Annotated in this window: 19 protein-coding genes; 7 read left to right on the plus strand and 12 right to left on the minus strand. The window is 64.3% G+C overall.

Annotated features, from left to right (window positions below; all coding sequences use genetic code 11):
- The coding region (locus tag ABIB35_RS06525; RefSeq protein WP_354179899.1) for an IS30 family transposase at positions 1-525 on the plus strand (525 nt) is incomplete at its 5' end.
- A 431-nt stretch (positions 526-956) separates the two neighbouring features.
- On the opposite strand, the gene ccsB is transcribed toward ABIB35_RS06525, so the two are convergent.
- From ccsB to ABIB35_RS06550, 5 genes are all read right to left on the minus strand, one after another.
- A complete protein-coding gene (ccsB, locus tag ABIB35_RS06530; RefSeq protein WP_354179900.1) occupies positions 957-2054 on the minus strand; it encodes a c-type cytochrome biogenesis protein CcsB in 1098 nt (365 codons plus the stop codon).
- Positions 2054-3727, minus strand: coding sequence for a cytochrome c biogenesis protein ResB (gene resB, locus ABIB35_RS06535; protein ID WP_354180142.1), 1674 nt, complete (start codon positions 3725-3727; stop codon positions 2054-2056). The genes ccsB and resB overlap by 1 nt, the downstream gene beginning before the upstream one ends.
- A gap of 239 nt (positions 3728-3966) precedes the next feature.
- On the minus strand, positions 3967-4770 hold the full coding sequence (locus ABIB35_RS06540) for a cytochrome c biogenesis CcdA family protein (protein WP_354179902.1): 804 nt from the start codon (positions 4768-4770) through the stop codon (positions 3967-3969).
- Between the two features lie 5 nt (positions 4771-4775).
- A complete protein-coding gene (locus tag ABIB35_RS06545; protein WP_354180143.1) occupies positions 4776-5375 on the minus strand; it encodes a TlpA family protein disulfide reductase in 600 nt (199 codons plus the stop codon).
- A 92-nt stretch (positions 5376-5467) separates the two neighbouring features.
- Entirely contained in the window at positions 5468-6130 is a 663-nt protein-coding gene (locus tag ABIB35_RS06550) for a histidine phosphatase family protein (protein ID WP_354179904.1), read from the minus strand.
- A 143-nt stretch (positions 6131-6273) separates the two neighbouring features.
- Here ABIB35_RS06550 and ABIB35_RS06555 point away from each other — a divergent pair, with 143 nt between their 5' ends.
- The 3 genes from ABIB35_RS06555 to ABIB35_RS06565 all read left to right on the plus strand — a co-directional run bounded on the left by ABIB35_RS06555 (position 6274) and on the right by ABIB35_RS06565 (position 8733).
- Positions 6274-6816: a YceI family protein gene (locus tag ABIB35_RS06555; protein WP_354179906.1), complete on the plus strand. Its 543-nt coding sequence runs from the start codon at positions 6274-6276 to the stop codon at positions 6814-6816.
- 170 nt (positions 6817-6986) lie between these two features.
- Positions 6987-7799, plus strand: coding sequence for an ABC transporter permease family protein (locus tag ABIB35_RS06560; RefSeq protein WP_354179907.1), 813 nt, complete (start codon positions 6987-6989; stop codon positions 7797-7799).
- 544 nt (positions 7800-8343) lie between these two features.
- Entirely contained in the window at positions 8344-8733 is a 390-nt protein-coding gene (locus ABIB35_RS06565; RefSeq protein WP_354179909.1) for a hypothetical protein, read from the plus strand.
- Between the two features lie 21 nt (positions 8734-8754).
- Here the strand turns inward: ABIB35_RS06565 and ABIB35_RS06570 are convergent, their stop codons facing one another.
- A complete protein-coding gene (locus ABIB35_RS06570) occupies positions 8755-9465 on the minus strand; it encodes a redox-sensing transcriptional repressor Rex (RefSeq protein WP_354179911.1) in 711 nt (236 codons plus the stop codon).
- A 132-nt stretch (positions 9466-9597) separates the two neighbouring features.
- A complete protein-coding gene (locus ABIB35_RS06575; RefSeq protein WP_354179913.1) occupies positions 9598-9852 on the minus strand; it encodes a glutaredoxin family protein in 255 nt (84 codons plus the stop codon).
- 87 nt (positions 9853-9939) lie between these two features.
- Here ABIB35_RS06575 and ABIB35_RS06580 point away from each other — a divergent pair, with 87 nt between their 5' ends.
- Positions 9940-10752 (plus strand): HAD family hydrolase, encoded by an 813-nt coding sequence (locus tag ABIB35_RS06580; RefSeq protein WP_354179914.1) that lies wholly within the window; start codon positions 9940-9942, stop codon positions 10750-10752.
- Between the two features lie 129 nt (positions 10753-10881).
- Here ABIB35_RS06580 and ABIB35_RS06585 read toward each other — a convergent pair whose 3' ends face one another.
- The 5 genes from ABIB35_RS06585 to ABIB35_RS06605 all read right to left on the minus strand — a co-directional run bounded on the left by ABIB35_RS06585 (position 10882) and on the right by ABIB35_RS06605 (position 14678).
- Entirely contained in the window at positions 10882-10980 is a 99-nt protein-coding gene (locus ABIB35_RS06585; RefSeq protein ID WP_003792170.1) for a 30S ribosomal protein bS22, read from the minus strand.
- Between the two features lie 146 nt (positions 10981-11126).
- Positions 11127-11339 carry a helix-turn-helix domain-containing protein gene (locus ABIB35_RS06590; RefSeq protein ID WP_354179916.1) on the minus strand — a complete coding sequence of 71 codons (213 nt, stop codon included), beginning with the start codon at positions 11337-11339 and terminating at the stop codon, positions 11127-11129.
- A 173-nt stretch (positions 11340-11512) separates the two neighbouring features.
- The gene (gene gdhA, locus ABIB35_RS06595; protein ID WP_354179917.1) at positions 11513-12853 is read right to left on the minus strand and encodes an NADP-specific glutamate dehydrogenase; all 1341 of its coding nucleotides are present in this window, start codon (positions 12851-12853) and stop codon (positions 11513-11515) included.
- Between the two features lie 86 nt (positions 12854-12939).
- Positions 12940-13386 (minus strand): ArsR/SmtB family transcription factor, encoded by a 447-nt coding sequence (locus tag ABIB35_RS06600; RefSeq protein WP_354179918.1) that lies wholly within the window; start codon positions 13384-13386, stop codon positions 12940-12942.
- 83 nt (positions 13387-13469) lie between these two features.
- Positions 13470-14678: an acetoin utilization protein AcuC gene (locus ABIB35_RS06605; protein ID WP_502915740.1), complete on the minus strand. Its 1209-nt coding sequence runs from the start codon at positions 14676-14678 to the stop codon at positions 13470-13472.
- Positions 14679-14815: 137 nt separating this feature from the next.
- Here ABIB35_RS06605 and ABIB35_RS06610 point away from each other — a divergent pair, with 137 nt between their 5' ends.
- Both ABIB35_RS06610 and ABIB35_RS06615 read left to right on the plus strand, forming a co-directional pair.
- Positions 14816-16225: a TrkH family potassium uptake protein gene (locus tag ABIB35_RS06610; protein WP_354179919.1), complete on the plus strand. Its 1410-nt coding sequence runs from the start codon at positions 14816-14818 to the stop codon at positions 16223-16225.
- Positions 16218-16886: a potassium channel family protein gene (locus ABIB35_RS06615; protein ID WP_354179920.1), complete on the plus strand. Its 669-nt coding sequence runs from the start codon at positions 16218-16220 to the stop codon at positions 16884-16886. Before ABIB35_RS06610 ends, ABIB35_RS06615 begins: the two co-directional genes overlap by 8 nt.
- Positions 16887-16891 lie beyond the last annotated feature (5 nt).

Genomic DNA, 16891 nt, shown 5'->3' on the forward strand with positions numbered 1-16891 from the left:
GCTGACGCGTTCATGATCAGTCAGCGCCCTGCCGAGGTGGAGGACCGGGCGGTACCCGGGCATTGGGAAGGTGACCTCATCATCGGAACCGGTTCCCGATCAGCGATCGGCACGTTGGTGGAACGCTCGACCCGGTTCACGATCCTGCTGCACCTGCCCGAACGCCATACCGCCGAGGCGGTGGCCGAGGCCATGATCGCGGCAATGAAGCATCTGCCCGCGGATCTGCTGCGCACGGTGACTTGGGACCGGGGCGTGGAAATGGTTAAGCATCGGCAGATCACCGCGGAGTTGGGGGCTCCGGTCTATTTCTGTGATCCGCATTCGCCCTGGCAGCGTGGAACGAACGAGAACACCAATCGGCTGCTGCGGCACTGGTTCGAGAAGGGCACGGATTTGAGCGTGTATTCCAAGGCCGATCTGCGTAAAGTTCAGGACTCCTTGAACCGGCGTCCCCGACCAACCCTGGGCATGGCGACCCCGGCTCAGAAACTTGCTGAGCTGCTGCAACCCGCAGCAGCCTGAACCCCGTGTTGCACTAACCGGTTGACGTAGCCTACCCCAAACCCGCACAAGCCCTACACTCGACCGGCCAGAACCGCACGAGCCCTACACTCGACCGGCGGCCGCGGCGTCGGGATCCACGCCCAGAGCCGCACGATCCCTACGCTCGAGCACCAGAAGGACACGAGCTCTACCCGCTCGCCCACCGCGTCCCAGGAACCAGCCCACCCGAGCACCGCCCACCGAGTGTAGAGACGACGTCGTTATCCCGCCTCGATTGTCGCGACGATGCCGGAATCCGCGTCCCAAACCCACACGAGCCCTACGCTCGACCGGCCAGAACCGCACGAGCCCTACACTCGACCGGCCGAACCGAGGAAAAATGCCCCGAAACGACACAACCCGCCCCCGGCGAACCGGAGGCGGGTTGTGAAGCGCGGAGCGCGGAAAGATTAGACGCCGGAGTAGCTGTGCAGACCGGCGAAGAAAACGTTGACAATCGTGAAGTTGAAGACCACGCAAAGGTAGCCAACGATCGAGAGCCAGGCGGCACGGGTTCCGGTCCAGCCGCGGGTGGCGCGGGCGTGCAGGTACCCGGCGTAGACCACCCAGATCACGAAGGTCCAGACTTCCTTGGTGTCCCAGCCCCAGTACCGGCCCCAGGCCTGCTCGGCCCAGACGGAACCGGCCATCAGGGTGAAGGTCCACAGCACAAAGGCCACGGCGTTAATGCGGTAGGCGAAGTTCTCCAGGGCCTGGGCGGAGGGTACGATCCGCAGGAACGCAAGCTTGGAGGTTCCGCCGGCGCGAACCTTGGTCTCGCGGTCGGCCTGCAGCAGCTGCAGGACGGACATCGCGAACGTCAACGTGAACAGGGCCGAGGCAATAACGGCCACGGACACGTGAATGATGAGCCAGTAGCTCTGCAGCGCCGGGATCAGGTGCGCTACCGGAGTCGGGAACCCGATGGTCGCGACCATCATCATGATCAGGACCAGGGCGAGGACAAACGTACCCAGGAAGCGCAGGTCGCGCTTGAGCAGGACCACAAGGAACACGACGGCGACCACAAGGGCGCCGGTGGTGCAGAACTCGTACATGTTGCCCCAGGGCACGCGGTGCGCGGCGAGCCCGCGGGAGACGACGGCGGCGGCGTGGATCAGGGCGCCGAGGACCGTCAGGGCAACCCCGACGCGCGCGGTGTTCCGGCGTGCGCCGACGTAGCCCATGGAGGCGTCAGCAGTCTGCGCAACGGCCCCGCCGTTGGAAGCTCCGCCGTCGGCGTCCCAGCCTCGGACGTTTCCATCCGCCAGGTAGGTGTCGCCGCCTGTACGGCCCGAACGGCCCGCTGCACCGGAGACGGCGCCGGCATGAGCCGGCGCGGAAGCTGCGGCCTTCTGCTGCGTGATCTTGGACTCGACAGCTTGGATGGTCTTGCTGCTCTTGGCCAGGTCCCAGGTGAAGGCAAGGAACGCCACCGTATAGGCGAATGCCGCCAACAGCATGAACAGCTCACTGTATTCAGCGAGGGTGTAATCGATGGAGGGCATTACGAGTCCTTACCTGTTTCCTTCTCCTGTGCGGCACTGCTGTCCGCCGCTGATGCTCCGGGCTTTGCATCCCGGTCTGTTGTGTTCGCTCCGGAGTCCGGAACGGATGCTTCCCCCGCGCCATTGTCCTCCACCGTGGAGGCACCCGCCAACCACTGCTTTTCCAGCAGGGTCCGGACCGCTGCGGCCTCGGTGGAAAGTCGCTGGTCTTCGCCGCGGGCCAGGAGCCCGTATTCAACCATGATGCGTCCGTCCGGATGGGTGCCGGTACGGACCCAGACGCGGCGCCGCGCCAGGAACAGGGAGGCAGCCAGGCCGGCCAGGGAGAGGGTGGCAAAAGTCAGGACCCAGATCTTGGCCGGATCGTAGTGGATGTCCAGGGCAGCATAGCGCTTGATGCTGTCAAAGCTGATGGAGCCCTTGCCCTCGGGCAGCTCATAGGTTTCCCCAACTCCCAGGACAATGCCGCCCGCATCCAGGTTGCGGCTGTTGATCTCGGTGAGGTCCTCGGTGTCCAGAACGTACACGTTGCTTGGCACGCCTTCATCCAGCCCCAGGTCGCCGTAGTAGGCATTCAGGTTCAGCTGCGGATTGATCGGATCGGGATCACCGGAGTAGGAGACGTCCTGCTCGTCCAGCATGGCCGTGGGCAGGAAGAAGCCCACAAAACCGAGCTGGTCCGGCTTGGCATCCGGTGCCTTGATGACCATCAGGGACGTGTACATGCCGTCGCTGGGGACGGACACCACCGGACCCTGCAGCGCAATGTTGCCCTCGCCGTCGCGCACGGTGACCACCGGGGCATATCCGTTGCCCACGAGGTAGACGCGACTGCCGCCCACGGTCAGCGGCGCGTTGACCTTCAGCGTCTCCGTGTGTTCGGCCGCGTCGGGGCTCTCCTTCACCGTCATATCGGCCTGGAAGTCCAGCGGCTGGCCGTAGTGGGTGGTTGATTCCCGGTCGAACTGGACGCTGAACTTGTCCAGCGTCAGGGAGTAGGGTGCCAGCTGTTCCTCGGTGAAGCTGGTGCCGGGGGTAAAGGAGTCATATCCCACCAGGGTGTTCACAAAGGATTCGCCCTCCACCACCACCTTCTGGCCGCTGTAGCCAAAGAGCCCGCCGACGGCGATCGAGACCAGCACGCCAATCAGGGCGGTGTGGAAGACCAGGTTTCCGACTTCCTTCGCGAAGCCGCGTTCGGCGCCCACCGAGGGCCGGTCGGTGTCCAGGTCCCGGACATCCACCCGGTAGCCGCGCTTGCGCAGCAGCTGCGCCGCGTCTTCCGCGGCGGCGGCTGCGGTCAGGCCCGACGACGCCGGGACGGCCAGCGTGCCGTATTCCGGCAGGCGGGACAGGCGTTTGGGCGTGCGCGGCGGCTTGGATTTCATGGCCCGGTAGTGCGCCTTCGCGCGCGGAATGACGCAGCCGATCAGGGAGATGAACAGCAGCAGATAAATCGCAGAGAACCAGACGGAGGAGTACACATCAAAGAGCTGCAGCCGGTCCAGCCAGGGGCCGGTGTCCGGATTGTCCTTCAGGTACTGGGTTACGACGGCGGGGTTGGCCGGCCGCTGCGGGAACAGCGATCCGGGCACGGCAGCCACGGCCAGCAGCAGGAGCAGGAACAGTGCGGTCCGCATGCTGGTCAGCTGGGTCCAGGCCCAGCGCACCATGCCCAGCGGGCCGAGGGACGGCAGCTGGACGTCGCCGTCGCGGCCCTTTCCTCCGCGGCCCTTACGGCCGCCGCCGTTCCTGCCGCCCTTTCCGGGCACGCCGGAGCTACTCGCGCCGTTTTTCTCGGCTTCGGTCAAAACATCCGGTTCGCGGTTCAACTGGCTCTCATGGTTCTTTGAAGGGGGAGGTACTGGACATGGTCCCTGTCAGTCCCGTGATGTCGGGAGCGCCAGGTACATCAGATCGGCAGGGTCACACTATCCAACCAACCTTGGAGATTGTTGATCCAGATGCTCCAGACACCTGTGATCATCAGGACACCCAGGACAATCAGCATTCCACCGCCAAAACGCTGCAGCGCGAGACGGTGCCGGCGGAAGATCCCCAGGGCTCCCATCCCGCGGCGGAAGCCCAGGGCAATCAGCAGGAACGGAAGACCCAGGCCCAGGCAGTAGATGAAGGTCAGGAAGGCGCCCTTGGCCGCGGTGGCATCGTCTCCGGAGAAAGAGAGCAGCTGCACGGCGGAAAGAGTCGGGCCCAGGCAGGGCGCCCAGCCCAGCCCGAAGGTTATGCCCAGCAGCGGTGCACCCCACAAGCCGGCCGGCGGGCGGACATTGATTTTCCGGTCCCGCTGGAACCAGCTCAAACCACCCATGAAGACAATGCCCAGAATAACGATGGCGACACCCAGGACCTGCGGAATCCAGTCCTGGTCCGGGCCGCGCAGCCAGCCGCCGAGCTGGCCCACACCGGCACCGATGATGACAAAGACGGCGGAGAATCCCAGCACAAACAGGCCGATCCCGGCCAGCATCCGTCCGCGGCGCTGCTTCTGCAGGTCCACGCCGGTCAGCCCGGTGACATAGCCCAGGTAGCCGGGAACCAGCGGCAGCACGCACGGGGAGAGGAAGGAGACCAAGCCGGCCAGTGCCGCCACCGGGATGGCCAGCAGCATGGAACCGTTCAGGATGGTCTCGGCGAAGACGTTTGCGGCGGGCAGAGCTGCCGCGGGCACGCCTGCAGTAAGTACGGAGGGGAACATGCCGGCTAGGCTGCCAGCGCGTCGGTGATGAGGGCTTTCAGCGTGCCCTTATCCGCCAGGCCCAGGATGCGTGCGGCCACGCGGCCCTCACGGTCCAGGACCAGAGTGGTGGGAACGGCCGATGGCGGGACGAACTGCGTCATGGCCAGGAGGATTCCGCCGTCCTTGTCCTGGAAGCTGGGATAGGGAATCTTGAACGACCGTTCAAACGCTTCGGCGGTGCTGCGTTCATCGCGGATGTTCACGCCGTAGAAACGGGCACCCTCGGGCTCAAACTTCTCGTGGAGTTCCACCAGATCCGGGGCTTCCTTCCGGCAGGGGGCGCAGGCCGCATACCAGAAGTTCAGGACCACCACACTGCCGGCAAACTCGCTGGACGATACGGAGGTGCCGTCAAACAGGCTGCCCGCCAGTTCCACCGGTTCGCCGCGCTGGTCGGGAGCATACTCGGTGACGGACCCGTCACCGGCAATGTAGTTCTTGTTATCCCCCGCTTTGGCCTGCGCGGCCAGCGGATCTTCGACTGCACAGCCAGATGCTGCTGCCACCAAGGGCACACCGAAAACCAGACCGGCGCCGAACTTCAGGAAAGAGCGGCGGCGCATGGCATCCGACTGCGGGGTGCTCTGAGGGTTCTTCAACTAATTCCAGCTTTCATCGCGGCAGGGGGCCACTTCTACAACGCGTAGTAATTCTATTATGCTCCCGGGATGTTCGCAGCACCCGGCAGCAGGTCCGCGGAGGGCTCCGTGTAGCGGACGCCAATCAGCGTGTCACCGTCAAAATCCAGGGTGGTAACCGAGGTCAGGGTGCACTCACGGTTCCGGGGGTCGTGCCAGAGCTTACGTCCTTCGGCCGCCAGCCGCGTCACCCAGATGGGCAGCTGATGGCTGACCAATACGGCTTCGGCGCGGTCTCCGCCACGTTCGGTGGCGCGCAGCCGGGCGTCGTTGACGGCGGCCATTACCCGCTCCGCCTGTGCTGCGTAGGGTTCGCCCCAGGACGGCTTGAAGGGGTTGTACATGAGCGGCCAGTACTTTGGATTGCGCAGGCGGCTGGTGACACCGGAGAGACCTTCAAAACGGTTGGTCGCTTCCAGGATGCGATCATCAGTGGTGATTTCCAGGCCGAGGGCCGCCGCAATCGGGGCCGCCGTCTCCTGGGCCCGGGTCAGCGGCGAGGCCACAAGGTGCACCAGGTTGGCGCCGTCGTTCTTCTGCGCTTCAAAGTAACCGGCGACGCGGCGGGCCATTTCCTGGCCCAGGTCGGACAGGTGGAACTCCGGCAGGCGCCCATAAAGGACTCCGTCGGGGTTAAAGACTTCTCCATGACGGACGAGGTGGATCGAGGCACGCGACATGTATGTAAGTTTCGCAGAGAGAGCACGCAGCAACTAAATTGGCCAGATACTTGAAGCTTGAACCATTATGTGCAACAGTAGATGCAAATGCATGAACATGCAGCGGGGCGTGCCCCGGAACCCACCAGCAACAGGAGAACACCATGATCCCCAGCGGACTCACCACCGGTACTTGGACCCTCGACGGCTCGCACAGCGAGATCGGATTCACTGTCCGTCACGCCGGAATCAGCAAGGTTCGCGGAAACTTCGACGACGTCGCAGCCGTCATGGAGGTTGGCCCGACCCTCGAGTCGTCCGCAGTCAAGGCCGTCATCAAGTCTTCGTCCTTCAATTCCAATGACGCCAACCGCGACGGCCACGTCAAGGGAGCCGACTTCTTCGACGTCGAGCAGTTCCCCGAACTGACCTTCGCCGTCACCGGCATCGAAGGCTCCGGCGAAACCTACAAGGTCTCCGGCGACCTCACCATCAAGGGAACCACGCGTCCCGTGGTCCTGGACACCGAATTCAACGGCGTGGCCGTTGATCCCTTCGGCGCCACCCGCGCCGGTTTCTCCGGAACCACCGTCATCAGCCGCAAGGACTTTGGCCTGACCTACAACGCGCCCCTCGCAGGCGGCGGAGTCCTCATTGGGGACAAGGTCACCATCAACGTTGACGCCGCATTCGTGGCTGCAGCCTAGGCCCTCCACGCCATCGGCCCGAATGGGCCAACCCCAACGGACGCCCCAGCCCAATCCGGCCGGGGTGTCCGTTGTTTTTGCCCCGCGATAGGCTGGGGAGAACCGATTGTGGTTCCCTGATCGGCACTCCTTCGGGAGCAGTACCTGCACCAACAAGCAAGTAGGCGGCAATGAGCACTCCTCCGAATAGTCCGGACCCCCGGAACCCCAATAGTCCCCAAGATCCCGGCCCTGCCGACGATCAGCCCAAGTATGGCCAGCGGCTGCCGCAGCCGCCCCAGTACGGTCAGGGCCAGTACACCGGGCAAAACCCGAACGGCGGGCAGGCCGACCAGCCGTACACCGCCTATGGGCAGCCCGGCCAGCCGTACGGCCAGCAGCCTCAGGGCCCCTACGGGCAGCAGCCAGGCCAGCCCTACGGCCAGCAGCCGCAAAGTCCCTACGGCTACCAGGCGGCCCAGCCCTCCGGATACGCTTACCCGGGATCCGGCGGTCCCTTCCCGGGCGTCAAAGGACCGGCGCCCCGGGAGGTCATGACCGGTTTCTGGCTGATCATTGCCGCCGGGATCCTGACGTTCATTTCCATGGTCATTTCAGTCCTCGCCGCGTCCGACGATCCGCTGGCTACGCTCTCCCCCACGGACCGGCAGACCTTTGAAGATGCCGGTGTCACTGGCGAACTGCTGCGCACCTCGTTTGTCACAGCCGGAATCGTCCTGTCGGTGATTTCCCTTCTGATTTACGTTCTGTTGGCTGTTCTGATCCGCAAGGGGAAAAACTGGGCACGGATTATCGCCACGGTATTCGCAGCGCTGTCCGCGGTTGGTTTGCTGCTCACGCTGGTGTCGGGACTGGCCTTCTCCTCGCCGCTGAACCTGCTGTCCCTGCTGAGTTCCCTGGCCGGAATTGTAGGAGTGGTGATGCTCTACCGCCCGCTGGCGCAGCCGTATTTCCGCCGCCAACCCCGCTTTGGGCCCTACTAGGGGACACTCAGGGCCGACCCGTTTTGGCGGGTCGGCCCTTTTTTTGTGTCCAGCCCCGCCAAGCCCGGCCGGCAGTGGTCACAGCGGGGAGAAACGGGGGTAGCGTTTGATCTCCCGCCGGGATCGGTTGCCCGGCCCGGCGGAGAGCGTATCCCTTTTTTCAAAGGCGGCACCCGCGATGAGTTCACTTCCCGCTTCCCCTAATCCACAAAAACCCCGTGTCCCCCTGCTGCGACTAAGCCAGAAAGTCCGGGGCACCTTCCGCAGCCGGATCAGAACCGCCAGCACCCCCGGGGCGATATTCGGAGCCCCGCCCCCAGCCAAACCCTCTGCCCCGATACCGGCAGCGCCCGACGCCGCCGCCCAGCGGACGCCTGCAGCTGATCCGCCCGCGGGCACGGCACCGGCCGCTGCTCCACCCGCGGGCACGGCACTACCCGCTGCGCCCACATCGGCGCCCAAGCCGCCGCTGCCGGCTCGCATCCCCTACAACGAGTGGAAGGGCCCGCGGCCTCGCGCAGTACGGCTGGGCTTTACCCTGATCATGCTGGCGGGCCTCATCAGCTTTGCCGGCGGGGTGGCGGCAAGCCGCCGGCCCATTACCGAACTGCCCCCGTCTGCTGTCCAGCTTGGGCAACTGGGAGTCAACGTCAAGGAGTACGCCGCAACCGTGCAGGCTGCGACCCTTGGTGCCGCGGTGGTGGTCCTGGGCGTCTATGTGCTGTTCGCCTTCATGATTCGTGAAGGACGGAACTGGGCCCGCATCGGCGGTTCGGTCCTTGCCGCCGCAGCGCTGGCCATCACCGTGCAGGGCGGCTCGGAGCCCCAGGCCTTGGCAGTGCTTGTGGCAAGCGGCGGGCTGGCGCTGCTGTACCGGCAGGATTGCGCCAGATACTTCCGACCCCGGCGCAGCCAGTATTTGGGCATGGGCTAACACCGACGACGGCGATGCCCGCTACGTTGCCAGCCGGGCCCGGGCTTTAGCCGCGATATCCGACATCTGGGCCCGCTGTGCGTGGTACGCCAGGATCTGGAGCTCGGTAGCCATGTCCACCTTGCGCACCTGGACGTGGTTTGGAACCTGCAGGACCACCGGCGCAAAGCTCAGGATGCTGGTGATACCGCCGGCGATCAGCCGGTCGCACAGTTCCTGTGCCACTTCGGCTGGAACCGACAGCACCGCCATGTTGGCTCTGGTCCGCACCAGGACACTCTCCATGTCGTTCACGGAATTTACCCGGAGCCACCCGATTTCCTGGCCGACCACCATCTGGTCGGCGTCTAGGAGTGCCACGACTTCGAAGCCGCGTGAGCCGAACCCCGGATAGCCGGCCAGCGCCTTGCCCAGGTTTCCAGCCCCGATAATGGCCACTCTCCAGTTACGCGTCAGGCCCAGCGCCGCCGAGATCTGTTCACTGAGATAGGAAACGTCATAGCCAACCCCGCGCGTGCCGTAAGAGCCCAGATAGGACAGGTCTTTGCGCAGTTTGGGAGAGTTGACCCCGGCAGCATCGGCCAGCTCGTCCGAGGAAACGCGTTCAATACCGTCGGCCAGCATGCTGCCCAACGCGCGCAGATAGATGGTCAGGCGGGTCAGGGACGCAGGCGGAATCTGTCGGTGGCCAACTGTGCCGGCCGGCCGGGAAGGTTCCTCCGAGATACTCACGTGTCCCTATCATTGTTGGTGTCCACGATGCTGATGCGCAGGGCAGGCGCCCGCCCCGCCACTCATCAGCAGGAAACGGCCCCGGGTTTTCCACTCTAAGCCCGCCGGAGTGCGGGGACAAAGCTCCGGGCGCTACGCCCCCAGGAGGCGGCGGATCCTGGCCTCGTCCAGCTGCCAGAAGTCGCGCTGCACGCCGTCAATCAGCAGTACGGGAATCTCTTCTCCGAAGCGGGACGTCAGCTCATCGTTTCCGTCGATGGATTCTTCGCGCCAGCCAATCCCCAGGTCCAAGCGGATCCGGTCCAACACCTTCCGGGCATCGGCGCACAGGTGGCATCCCGGACGGGTGAGCAGGAGGAGGTCGGGGGAACCGGTCGAGGAGGTCATACCTCTAAATTAGCCGTTGTGTCCACCATCCGGGCACGGTGCGCGGCCCATCGGCGGCTGAGCATAGTTTTTGCGTAGACTCGGGGTATGCCCAGAACCACCGCAGTACGAGCCGCCGAGCCCATGGCAGCGGCGGTCAAACCTGGCGAGGCTGCTTTCTTTGACGTCGACAACACACTGATGCGCGGCGCCAGCCTTTTCCATGTGGGGCGGAAGATGTATCAGCGCCGGGTCTTTACGCTTCGGGAAGCCTTCGGCTTCGCCCGCAAGCAGGCGCGGTTCATGCTGCAGGGCGAAAACCTCAAGGACGTGCATTCGGTGCGCGACGCCGCGCTGACACTGGCTACCGGCCTGGCTGCGGCGGATATCCGGGTTCTGGGCGAAGAAGTCTATGACGAAATGATCGAATCCAAGATCTGGCCCGGCACCCGGGCCCTTACCGAGCAACATATGAAATCCGGCAGGCCGGTATGGCTGGTCACGGGCACCCCCGTGGAGGTGGCCTCCGTCATCGCCGATCGGCTGCACCTCACCGGAGCGCTGGGGACCGTCAGTGAAATCGATCATGGCCTCTACACCGGGCGGCTGGTGGGCGAGTTCCTGCACGGCCCTGCCAAGGCCGAGGGTGTGCGGGTCCTGGCGGAGAAGGAAGGCCTGGATCTGCAGCACTGCTGGGCGTACAGCGATTCCTATAACGACGTTCCCCTGCTCAGCATGGTCGGCCATCCGGTAGCCATCAACCCTGATGCGCGGCTCCGCCGCCATGCCAGGGACCGCAACTGGCCCATCTACGACTTTAGGTCCGGCCGGCGTGCCGCAACCCTCGGCCTGAAGGGCGCAACGGTTGCGGGCGGCGCTTACGGGCTCTGGCGCGGCTTTTCCTGGGTCCGTTCCCGCTAAGGAATGCTCCGGGCGGCGCAGGTTGGCGCCGCCGGCTGACCTCTCTTGTGCACCGTGATCGGTGCGGACAGGGTTAAAAACAAACCCGCCGACCCAAAGGGTGGCGGGTTTGTCCAGGAAAGATCCCGGTTACTTCTTGTTGCGACGCTGGTGGCGGGTCTTACGAAGCAGCTTACGATGCTTCTTCTTTGCCATACGCTTGCGGCGCTTCTTAATTACTGAACCCACAGAGTCCTCACAAACTTGAAATAGTCAGACGCCGGCTCCAACGCTTGGCACCGTTGGCACCCACGCGTCGACACCGGCAGATAATTGCCACGATGTAAAACGTTCTTTAACAGGGTACCGCCTCGCCGCGGTATCTAGTGACAGCGCTACGCAGTGTCCGTTCGGCGGTCAATCACGGCGTTTTTCAGCACCTGCTGCACCGCCGACTCCGGCACCCGGTAGGAGCGCCCAAAGCGGACTGCCGGCAGCTCACCCGAGTGCACCAGTCGATACACGGTCATCTTGGACACACGCATGACATCCGCGACCTCTGACACGGTCAGAAACCGAACGTCCGAGAAATTACCCTCGTCTGCCATATGTCTTTTGTTCCTTCGCTGATGTGCAACAACCGGCTGCACTGCGGCGGCGCCGGTGAAGACGCGGGTGCCTGCCAGGGTGTTGCCGTCCGGTCTTCCACTCTAGTGTCTCCGGTCACGATTGTGGAAGTTCAGGCGCAATCTTCGCACCCCGACGGGCCGCTTCCGGCAGGTTAGATGACGCCCTGTGCAAGCATCGCGTCGGCAACCCGCACAAAGCCGTTGATGTTTGCGCCCACCACGTAGTTACCGGGAACACCGTATTCCTCAGCCGTTGTGGCGCAGCTGTCATGAATGCCCACCATGATTTCCGTCAACCGCCGCTCGGTGTGCTCGAAGGACCATGAGTCCCGGCTCGCATTTTGCTGCATCTCCAGCGCAGAGGTGGCAACACCGCCGGCATTGGCGGCCTTGCCGGGACCAAACAGCACACCGGCTTCCTGGAAGACCTCAATGGCCTGGGGTGTACAGGGCATGTTCGCCCCTTCAGCCACCGCCACCGCCCCGGAAGCAACCAATGTGCGGGCGTCGGCGTCGTTCAGCTCGTTCTGTGTGGCGCACGGTAGCGCCACAGTGGCGCCGGCATCCCAGATGGAACCGCCGGAAACATAGTGGGCGGAGCCGCCCCGTCGTGTGGCGTAATCGGTCATGCGGCCGCGCTCCACCTCTTTGACCTCGCGCAGCAGTGCCACATCGACGCCGGACTCGTCCACCACATACCCCTGGGAGTCGGAGCAGGCAATCACGTTGGCGCCAAGCGCCTGGGCTTTGGCAATCGCGTTTATGGCCACGTTGCCCGAACCGGAGACGATGACCCGCTGCCCCTCCAAGCTCAGGTTGCGGGTTTTGAGCATTTCCTCCACGAAGAGCACCACACCGTAGCCGGTGGCCTCGGGTCGGACCAGCGAGCCACCCCAGCTGACTCCTTTGCCGGTGAGGACACCGGACTCGTAGCGGTTGGTGATGCGCTTGTACTGGCCAAAGAGGTAGCCGATCTCCCGGCCGCCCACGCCTATGTCACCGGCCGGAACATCGGTGTACTCACCAATGTGGCGGTACAGCTCGGTCATGAAGGACTGGCAGAAGCGCATCACCTCCGCGTCGGACTTGCCGCGCGGATCAAAATCGGAGCCGCCCTTGCCGCCGCCGATCGGCATGCCGGTCAGGGCATTCTTGAAAATCTGTTCAAAGCCCAGGAACTTAACGATGCCCAGATAAACCGAGGGATGGAAGCGCAGTCCGCCCTTGAACGGGCCCAGGGCGGAGTTGAATTCCACCCGGAAACCGCGGTTGATCTGGACCTGGCCCTTGTCATCCACCCACGGCACCCGAAAGATAATCTGGCGCTCGGGTTCACAGATGCGTTCCAGGATAGCGGCGTCACGGAACTCGGGATGCTTGCGCAGCACCGGTTCCAGGCTGTCGAAAACTTCCACTACCGCCTGATGGAATTCAGTTTCACCGGGGTTCCGGCGAAACACTTCATCCCGGACGCTGATCAGTGTTGGGTCCATTGTGTGATTGCTCCTTCAAAGTTTTCCCCACCTTCTAAGCTAGCGTTTGGCTGCCCGGCCTGCGATGTGTGACGGGGAAAGTCGTGCTAGGAGCGGCGACGCCGGAACTTCGGGAATTGCCCCAGCAGGTCTGCGGCCCGTTCCGCCGCCCGGCCCACGGTACGTCCCAGGTGGGGGGCCAGGGCCGGATCCACGCCTGCGGGCGTTGCTGCGCCGGTGACGGCAGCAACGGACGCCAGCCTGGCCCCGGGCACCTCGGCGGCCTGGAACGAGGAGAGGTCAAAAGCCCTCAGCCACAGAACGATTTCCTCCAGCGGAGCCGTCTGAAGCGAGTAGTAGCGTTTCTGTCCTTCGGCCCGCATGGTGACCAGTCCGGCCTCCCGGAGAACTTTCAAGTGCTTCGAGACCGTGGGCTGGCTGACTTCCAGTTCCTCCACCAGGGCGCCTACGGATTTATCGCCGCAGCGCAACGCTCCCAGCAGCTCACGGCGGGTGCCTTCCGCAATGACCGCAAAAACATCATCGATGACCATGATCCCCACTTTATCCGCTCGCCGGGCAAAGGCTGGTTTCGCTCTCTGCCGGCAGGCCCGCACCCTGCCCGGACCCGCCGCGGCTAATCAAACCAGGGGTCCAGGCCATGCAGCGGGAAGACCTCTTTGCGGGTGGCCATGACGGTGCGGTCAATCTCATCGTTGGGGTCGTAGCCCACTTCCCACGACCGCCACCACAACTCCACGCCGTCGCCCATCAGCGGCGGGGAATCCTCCCCGTAATGGTCCTTTACGTATTTTCGCCATGGCTCCGGCACCGGCGTGTTGCAGCGGATCCGTCCGTTGGCGGCCACTGACATCAGCAGGCTCCAGGAGCGCGGAACCACCGACACCACGTTGTAGCCCCCGCCGCCGGTGGCAATCCAGCGGCCGCCGCAGATGGTGGCGGCGAGGTCCGCGATGGTCAGGGCCGCCTGCCGCTGCGTCTCCACGCTGAGGCGCAGGTTGGTCAGCGGGTCGTGGAGATGACTGTCGCAGCCGTGCTGGCTCACGATCACCTCCGGGGCAAAGGCTTCAGCAAGCTGCGGAACCACGGCGTGGAAGGCGCGCAGCCAGCCGGCGTCGGACGTCTTGGCCGGCAGCGCCACGTTGACCGCTGTGCCTTCAGCTCCGGGGCCTCCTGTTTCGTTGGCGAACCCCGTTCCCGGGAAGAGGGTCAGCCCGCTCTCGTGCAGGGAAATGGTCATGACCCGGGGATCATTCCAAAAGATGCTTTGGGTGCCGTCGCCATGGTGGGCATCGACGTCGATATACAGGACCTTGCCGACGCCGTTCGCCAGCAGCCGGGCAATGGCGGCAGCGGCGTCGTTATAGATGCAGAACCCGGAGGCGCGGTCCGCAGCCGCGTGGTGCATTCCGCCGCCAAAGTTCACTGCATGCAGCACCTCCCCGGACAGGACGGCATCCGCGGCGGCCAGGGAACCGCCCACCAGCCGCGCACTGGCCTCATGCATCCCGGCAAAGGCGGGATTGTCCTCGGTCCCGAGGCCGAACTTCTCGCTGGTCGATTCCGGATCCGCGCTGACGGCGCGGACCCCGGCAATGTATTCGCTGCCGTGCACTGTGCCCAGTTCCTCATCGGAAGCAACAAACGGCTCCCCCACGGAAACCCCCGGCAGATCAAAGATTCCCAGTTCGCGGGCAAGCCTGGCAGTGAGGTCCAGGCGCAGCGGACTCATCGGATGGCCGGGACCGAAGTTGTAACCAAGCATTGACTCGTGCCAGATGATGCGGGTTGGCATGACCGGAAGGCTCAGTCCGCGGTTGATCATGCTGAACAGGCTACGCGATGTGGGCGATACTTGGAGTTTGAAGCCGTCGCGCACCGCCGGGCCGCTGCGGATATCCGCAGCATTGGTGTACTACTGTTGAGCACCGCGCCCCATTGGATCAAGGAAAAAGCACCACTATGGCAACCATCCGGCAGCCCCGGCTGCAGCTGCGGCAGCTGAGACCCGCAAATCTATTCTCCGGCCTGCGTGACTTTGTGGATGCCCTGGCCGCCGGCTCTCCCGCCCGGCTGGCCCTGATCGTCTTTGCGCTGGTCATCCTGGTGTTCACCGCGCTTCTTTCGCTGCCGGCATCCTCAAGCAGCGGGCAGGTCACTCCTCTGCATGACGCCCTCTTCACCGCGGTGTCCGCCGTCTGCGTCACGGGGCTCACTGTGGTCTCCACCGCCACGCACTGGTCCGGTTTTGGCCAGGTCCTGATCCTCGTCGCCATCCAAGTAGGCGGGTTGGGGATCCTGACCATGGCATCCCTGCTGGCCCTGGCCGTTAACCGGCGGCTCGGAGTGCGCGGAAAGTTGATCGCGCAGGAAGGCATGAACACCGGCAGGCTCGGTGAAGTCGGTTCGCTGCTGCGCGTCGTCGTCAGCACCACCGTAGTGATTGAACTGATCCTGGCCATGGTGATGGCGCCGCGGTTCATGATCCTGGGTGAATCCGCGGGCCAGGCCATCTGGCATGCAGTGTTCTACTCCGTGTCCGCCTTCAACAACGCCGGATTCACGCCGCATTCGGACGGCCTGGTGCCCTATGATGAGGACCTATGGATCCTGGCCCCCTTGATGGCCGGGGTCTTCCTCGGCAGCCTCGGTTTCCCGGTCATCATGGTCCTGCTGCAAAGCAGGCTGCACCTTCGCCAATGGAACCTGCACACCAAGCTCACACTTCTGGTCACCACCATCCTGCTGGTGGGCGGCAGCATTCTGTGGGCTGCCTTCGAATGGTTCAATTCGCGGACCATCGGGGACATGAACGTGGCGGACCGGATCCTACATTCGGTGTTTGCCTCCGTCATGGCCCGATCCGGCGGTTTCAGCCTGGTGGACATGTCCGATCTGGATTCCAGCACGCTGCTGATCACCGACATGCTCATGTTTGCCGGCGGCGGCTCGGCCTCCACTGCGGGCGGCATCAAGGTCACCACCCTTGCCGTCATCTTCCTCGCCATCGTGGCGGAGGCCCGCGGAGATTCCGATGTCCGGGCCTTCGGCCGCACCATTGCCTACAGCGCCATGCGGGTGGCTATCTCGGTGGTCATCCTCGGTGCCACGCTGGTGGCCGTTTCCACGGTTGCCCTGCTGGCCATCACCGATGAGACGCTGCAACCGGTGCTGTTCGAGGTGATTTCCGCCTTTGCCACCTGTGGGCTGAGTATTGGACTGAGCGAAGCGCTGCCGCCCGAAGGCAAGTATCTGCTGTCCGCACTAATGTTCGCCGGCCGCGTGGGTACCATCACCTTGGCAGCAGCCCTCGCGATCCGGCAACGCAGTACGCTCTACCACTATCCCGAAGAAAGGCCGATCATTGGCTGACAGACCAGCTCATAATGCGCCCGTCCTGGTGATCGGACTGGGACGCTTTGGCTCCGCCACCGCCGAACAGCTGGTCAAGCAGGGCCGCGAGGTCCTGGCCATTGAACGGGATCCGGCCCTGGTCCAGAAGGCCTCGGGTATCCTCACCCACGTGGTCCAGGCTGACGCCACCAACATTGACGCCCTCAAGCAGCTGGGTGCGCAGGACTTCTCCTCCGCCGTCGTAGGTGTGGGCACCTCCATCGAATCCAGCGTGCTGATCACGGTGAACCTGGTGGACCTGGGCATCGAGCACCTCTGGGTCAAGGCCATCACGTCCGCCCACGGCAAGATCCTGACGCGGATCGGCGCCAACCACGTGATTTACCCGGAGGCCGACGCCGGGCGCCGCGCGGCACACCTGGTGGGCGGCCGGATGCTGGACTTTATCGAGTTCGACGACGACTTTGCGATCGTGAAGATGTATCCGCCCCGCGAAACCCAGGGATTCACCCTCGGCGAGTCCAACGTGCGCTCCAAGTACGGCGTGACGGTGGTGGGCGTGAAGTCACCTGGCGAGGACTTCACCTATGCCCGTGCGGACACCAAGGTCTCCTCCCGCGACATGCTCATCGTCTCCGGCCACGTGGACCTGCTCGAGCGGTTTGCCGCTAGGCCGTAGGTTCC

Source organism: Arthrobacter sp. UYP6 (assembly GCF_040547315.1).
Taxonomy (GTDB): Bacteria; Actinomycetota; Actinomycetes; order Actinomycetales; family Micrococcaceae; genus Arthrobacter_B.

What these genes read in the sequence shown, in the direction of transcription:
- ccsB (WP_354179900.1), bottom strand. Translation starts at nt 2,054, where the DNA reads ATGCCCTCCATCGATTACACCCTCGCTGAATACAGTGAGCTGTTCATG.
- resB (WP_354180142.1), bottom strand. Translation starts at nt 3,727, where the DNA reads ATGGTGCGCTGGGCCTGGACCCAGCTGACCAGCATGCGGACCGCACTG.
- ABIB35_RS06540 (WP_354179902.1), bottom strand. Translation starts at nt 4,770, where the DNA reads ATGTTCCCCTCCGTACTTACTGCAGGCGTGCCCGCGGCAGCTCTGCCC.
- ABIB35_RS06545 (WP_354180143.1), bottom strand. Translation starts at nt 5,375, where the DNA reads ATGCGCCGCCGCTCTTTCCTGAAGTTCGGCGCCGGTCTGGTTTTCGGT.
- ABIB35_RS06550 (WP_354179904.1), bottom strand. Translation starts at nt 6,130, where the DNA reads ATGTCGCGTGCCTCGATCCACCTCGTCCGTCATGGAGAAGTCTTTAAC.
- ABIB35_RS06555 (WP_354179906.1), top strand. Translation starts at nt 6,274, where the DNA reads ATGATCCCCAGCGGACTCACCACCGGTACTTGGACCCTCGACGGCTCG.
- ABIB35_RS06560 (WP_354179907.1), top strand. Translation starts at nt 6,987, where the DNA reads ATGAGCACTCCTCCGAATAGTCCGGACCCCCGGAACCCCAATAGTCCC.
- ABIB35_RS06565 (WP_354179909.1), top strand. Translation starts at nt 8,344, where the DNA reads ATGCTGGCGGGCCTCATCAGCTTTGCCGGCGGGGTGGCGGCAAGCCGC.
- ABIB35_RS06575 (WP_354179913.1), bottom strand. Translation starts at nt 9,852, where the DNA reads ATGACCTCCTCGACCGGTTCCCCCGACCTCCTCCTGCTCACCCGTCCG.
- ABIB35_RS06580 (WP_354179914.1), top strand. Translation starts at nt 9,940, where the DNA reads ATGCCCAGAACCACCGCAGTACGAGCCGCCGAGCCCATGGCAGCGGCG.
- ABIB35_RS06590 (WP_354179916.1), bottom strand. Translation starts at nt 11,339, where the DNA reads ATGGCAGACGAGGGTAATTTCTCGGACGTTCGGTTTCTGACCGTGTCA.
- gdhA (WP_354179917.1), bottom strand. Translation starts at nt 12,853, where the DNA reads ATGGACCCAACACTGATCAGCGTCCGGGATGAAGTGTTTCGCCGGAAC.
- ABIB35_RS06600 (WP_354179918.1), bottom strand. Translation starts at nt 13,386, where the DNA reads ATGGTCATCGATGATGTTTTTGCGGTCATTGCGGAAGGCACCCGCCGT.
- ABIB35_RS06605 (WP_502915740.1), bottom strand. Translation starts at nt 14,678, where the DNA reads ATGATCAACCGCGGACTGAGCCTTCCGGTCATGCCAACCCGCATCATC.
- ABIB35_RS06610 (WP_354179919.1), top strand. Translation starts at nt 14,816, where the DNA reads ATGGCAACCATCCGGCAGCCCCGGCTGCAGCTGCGGCAGCTGAGACCC.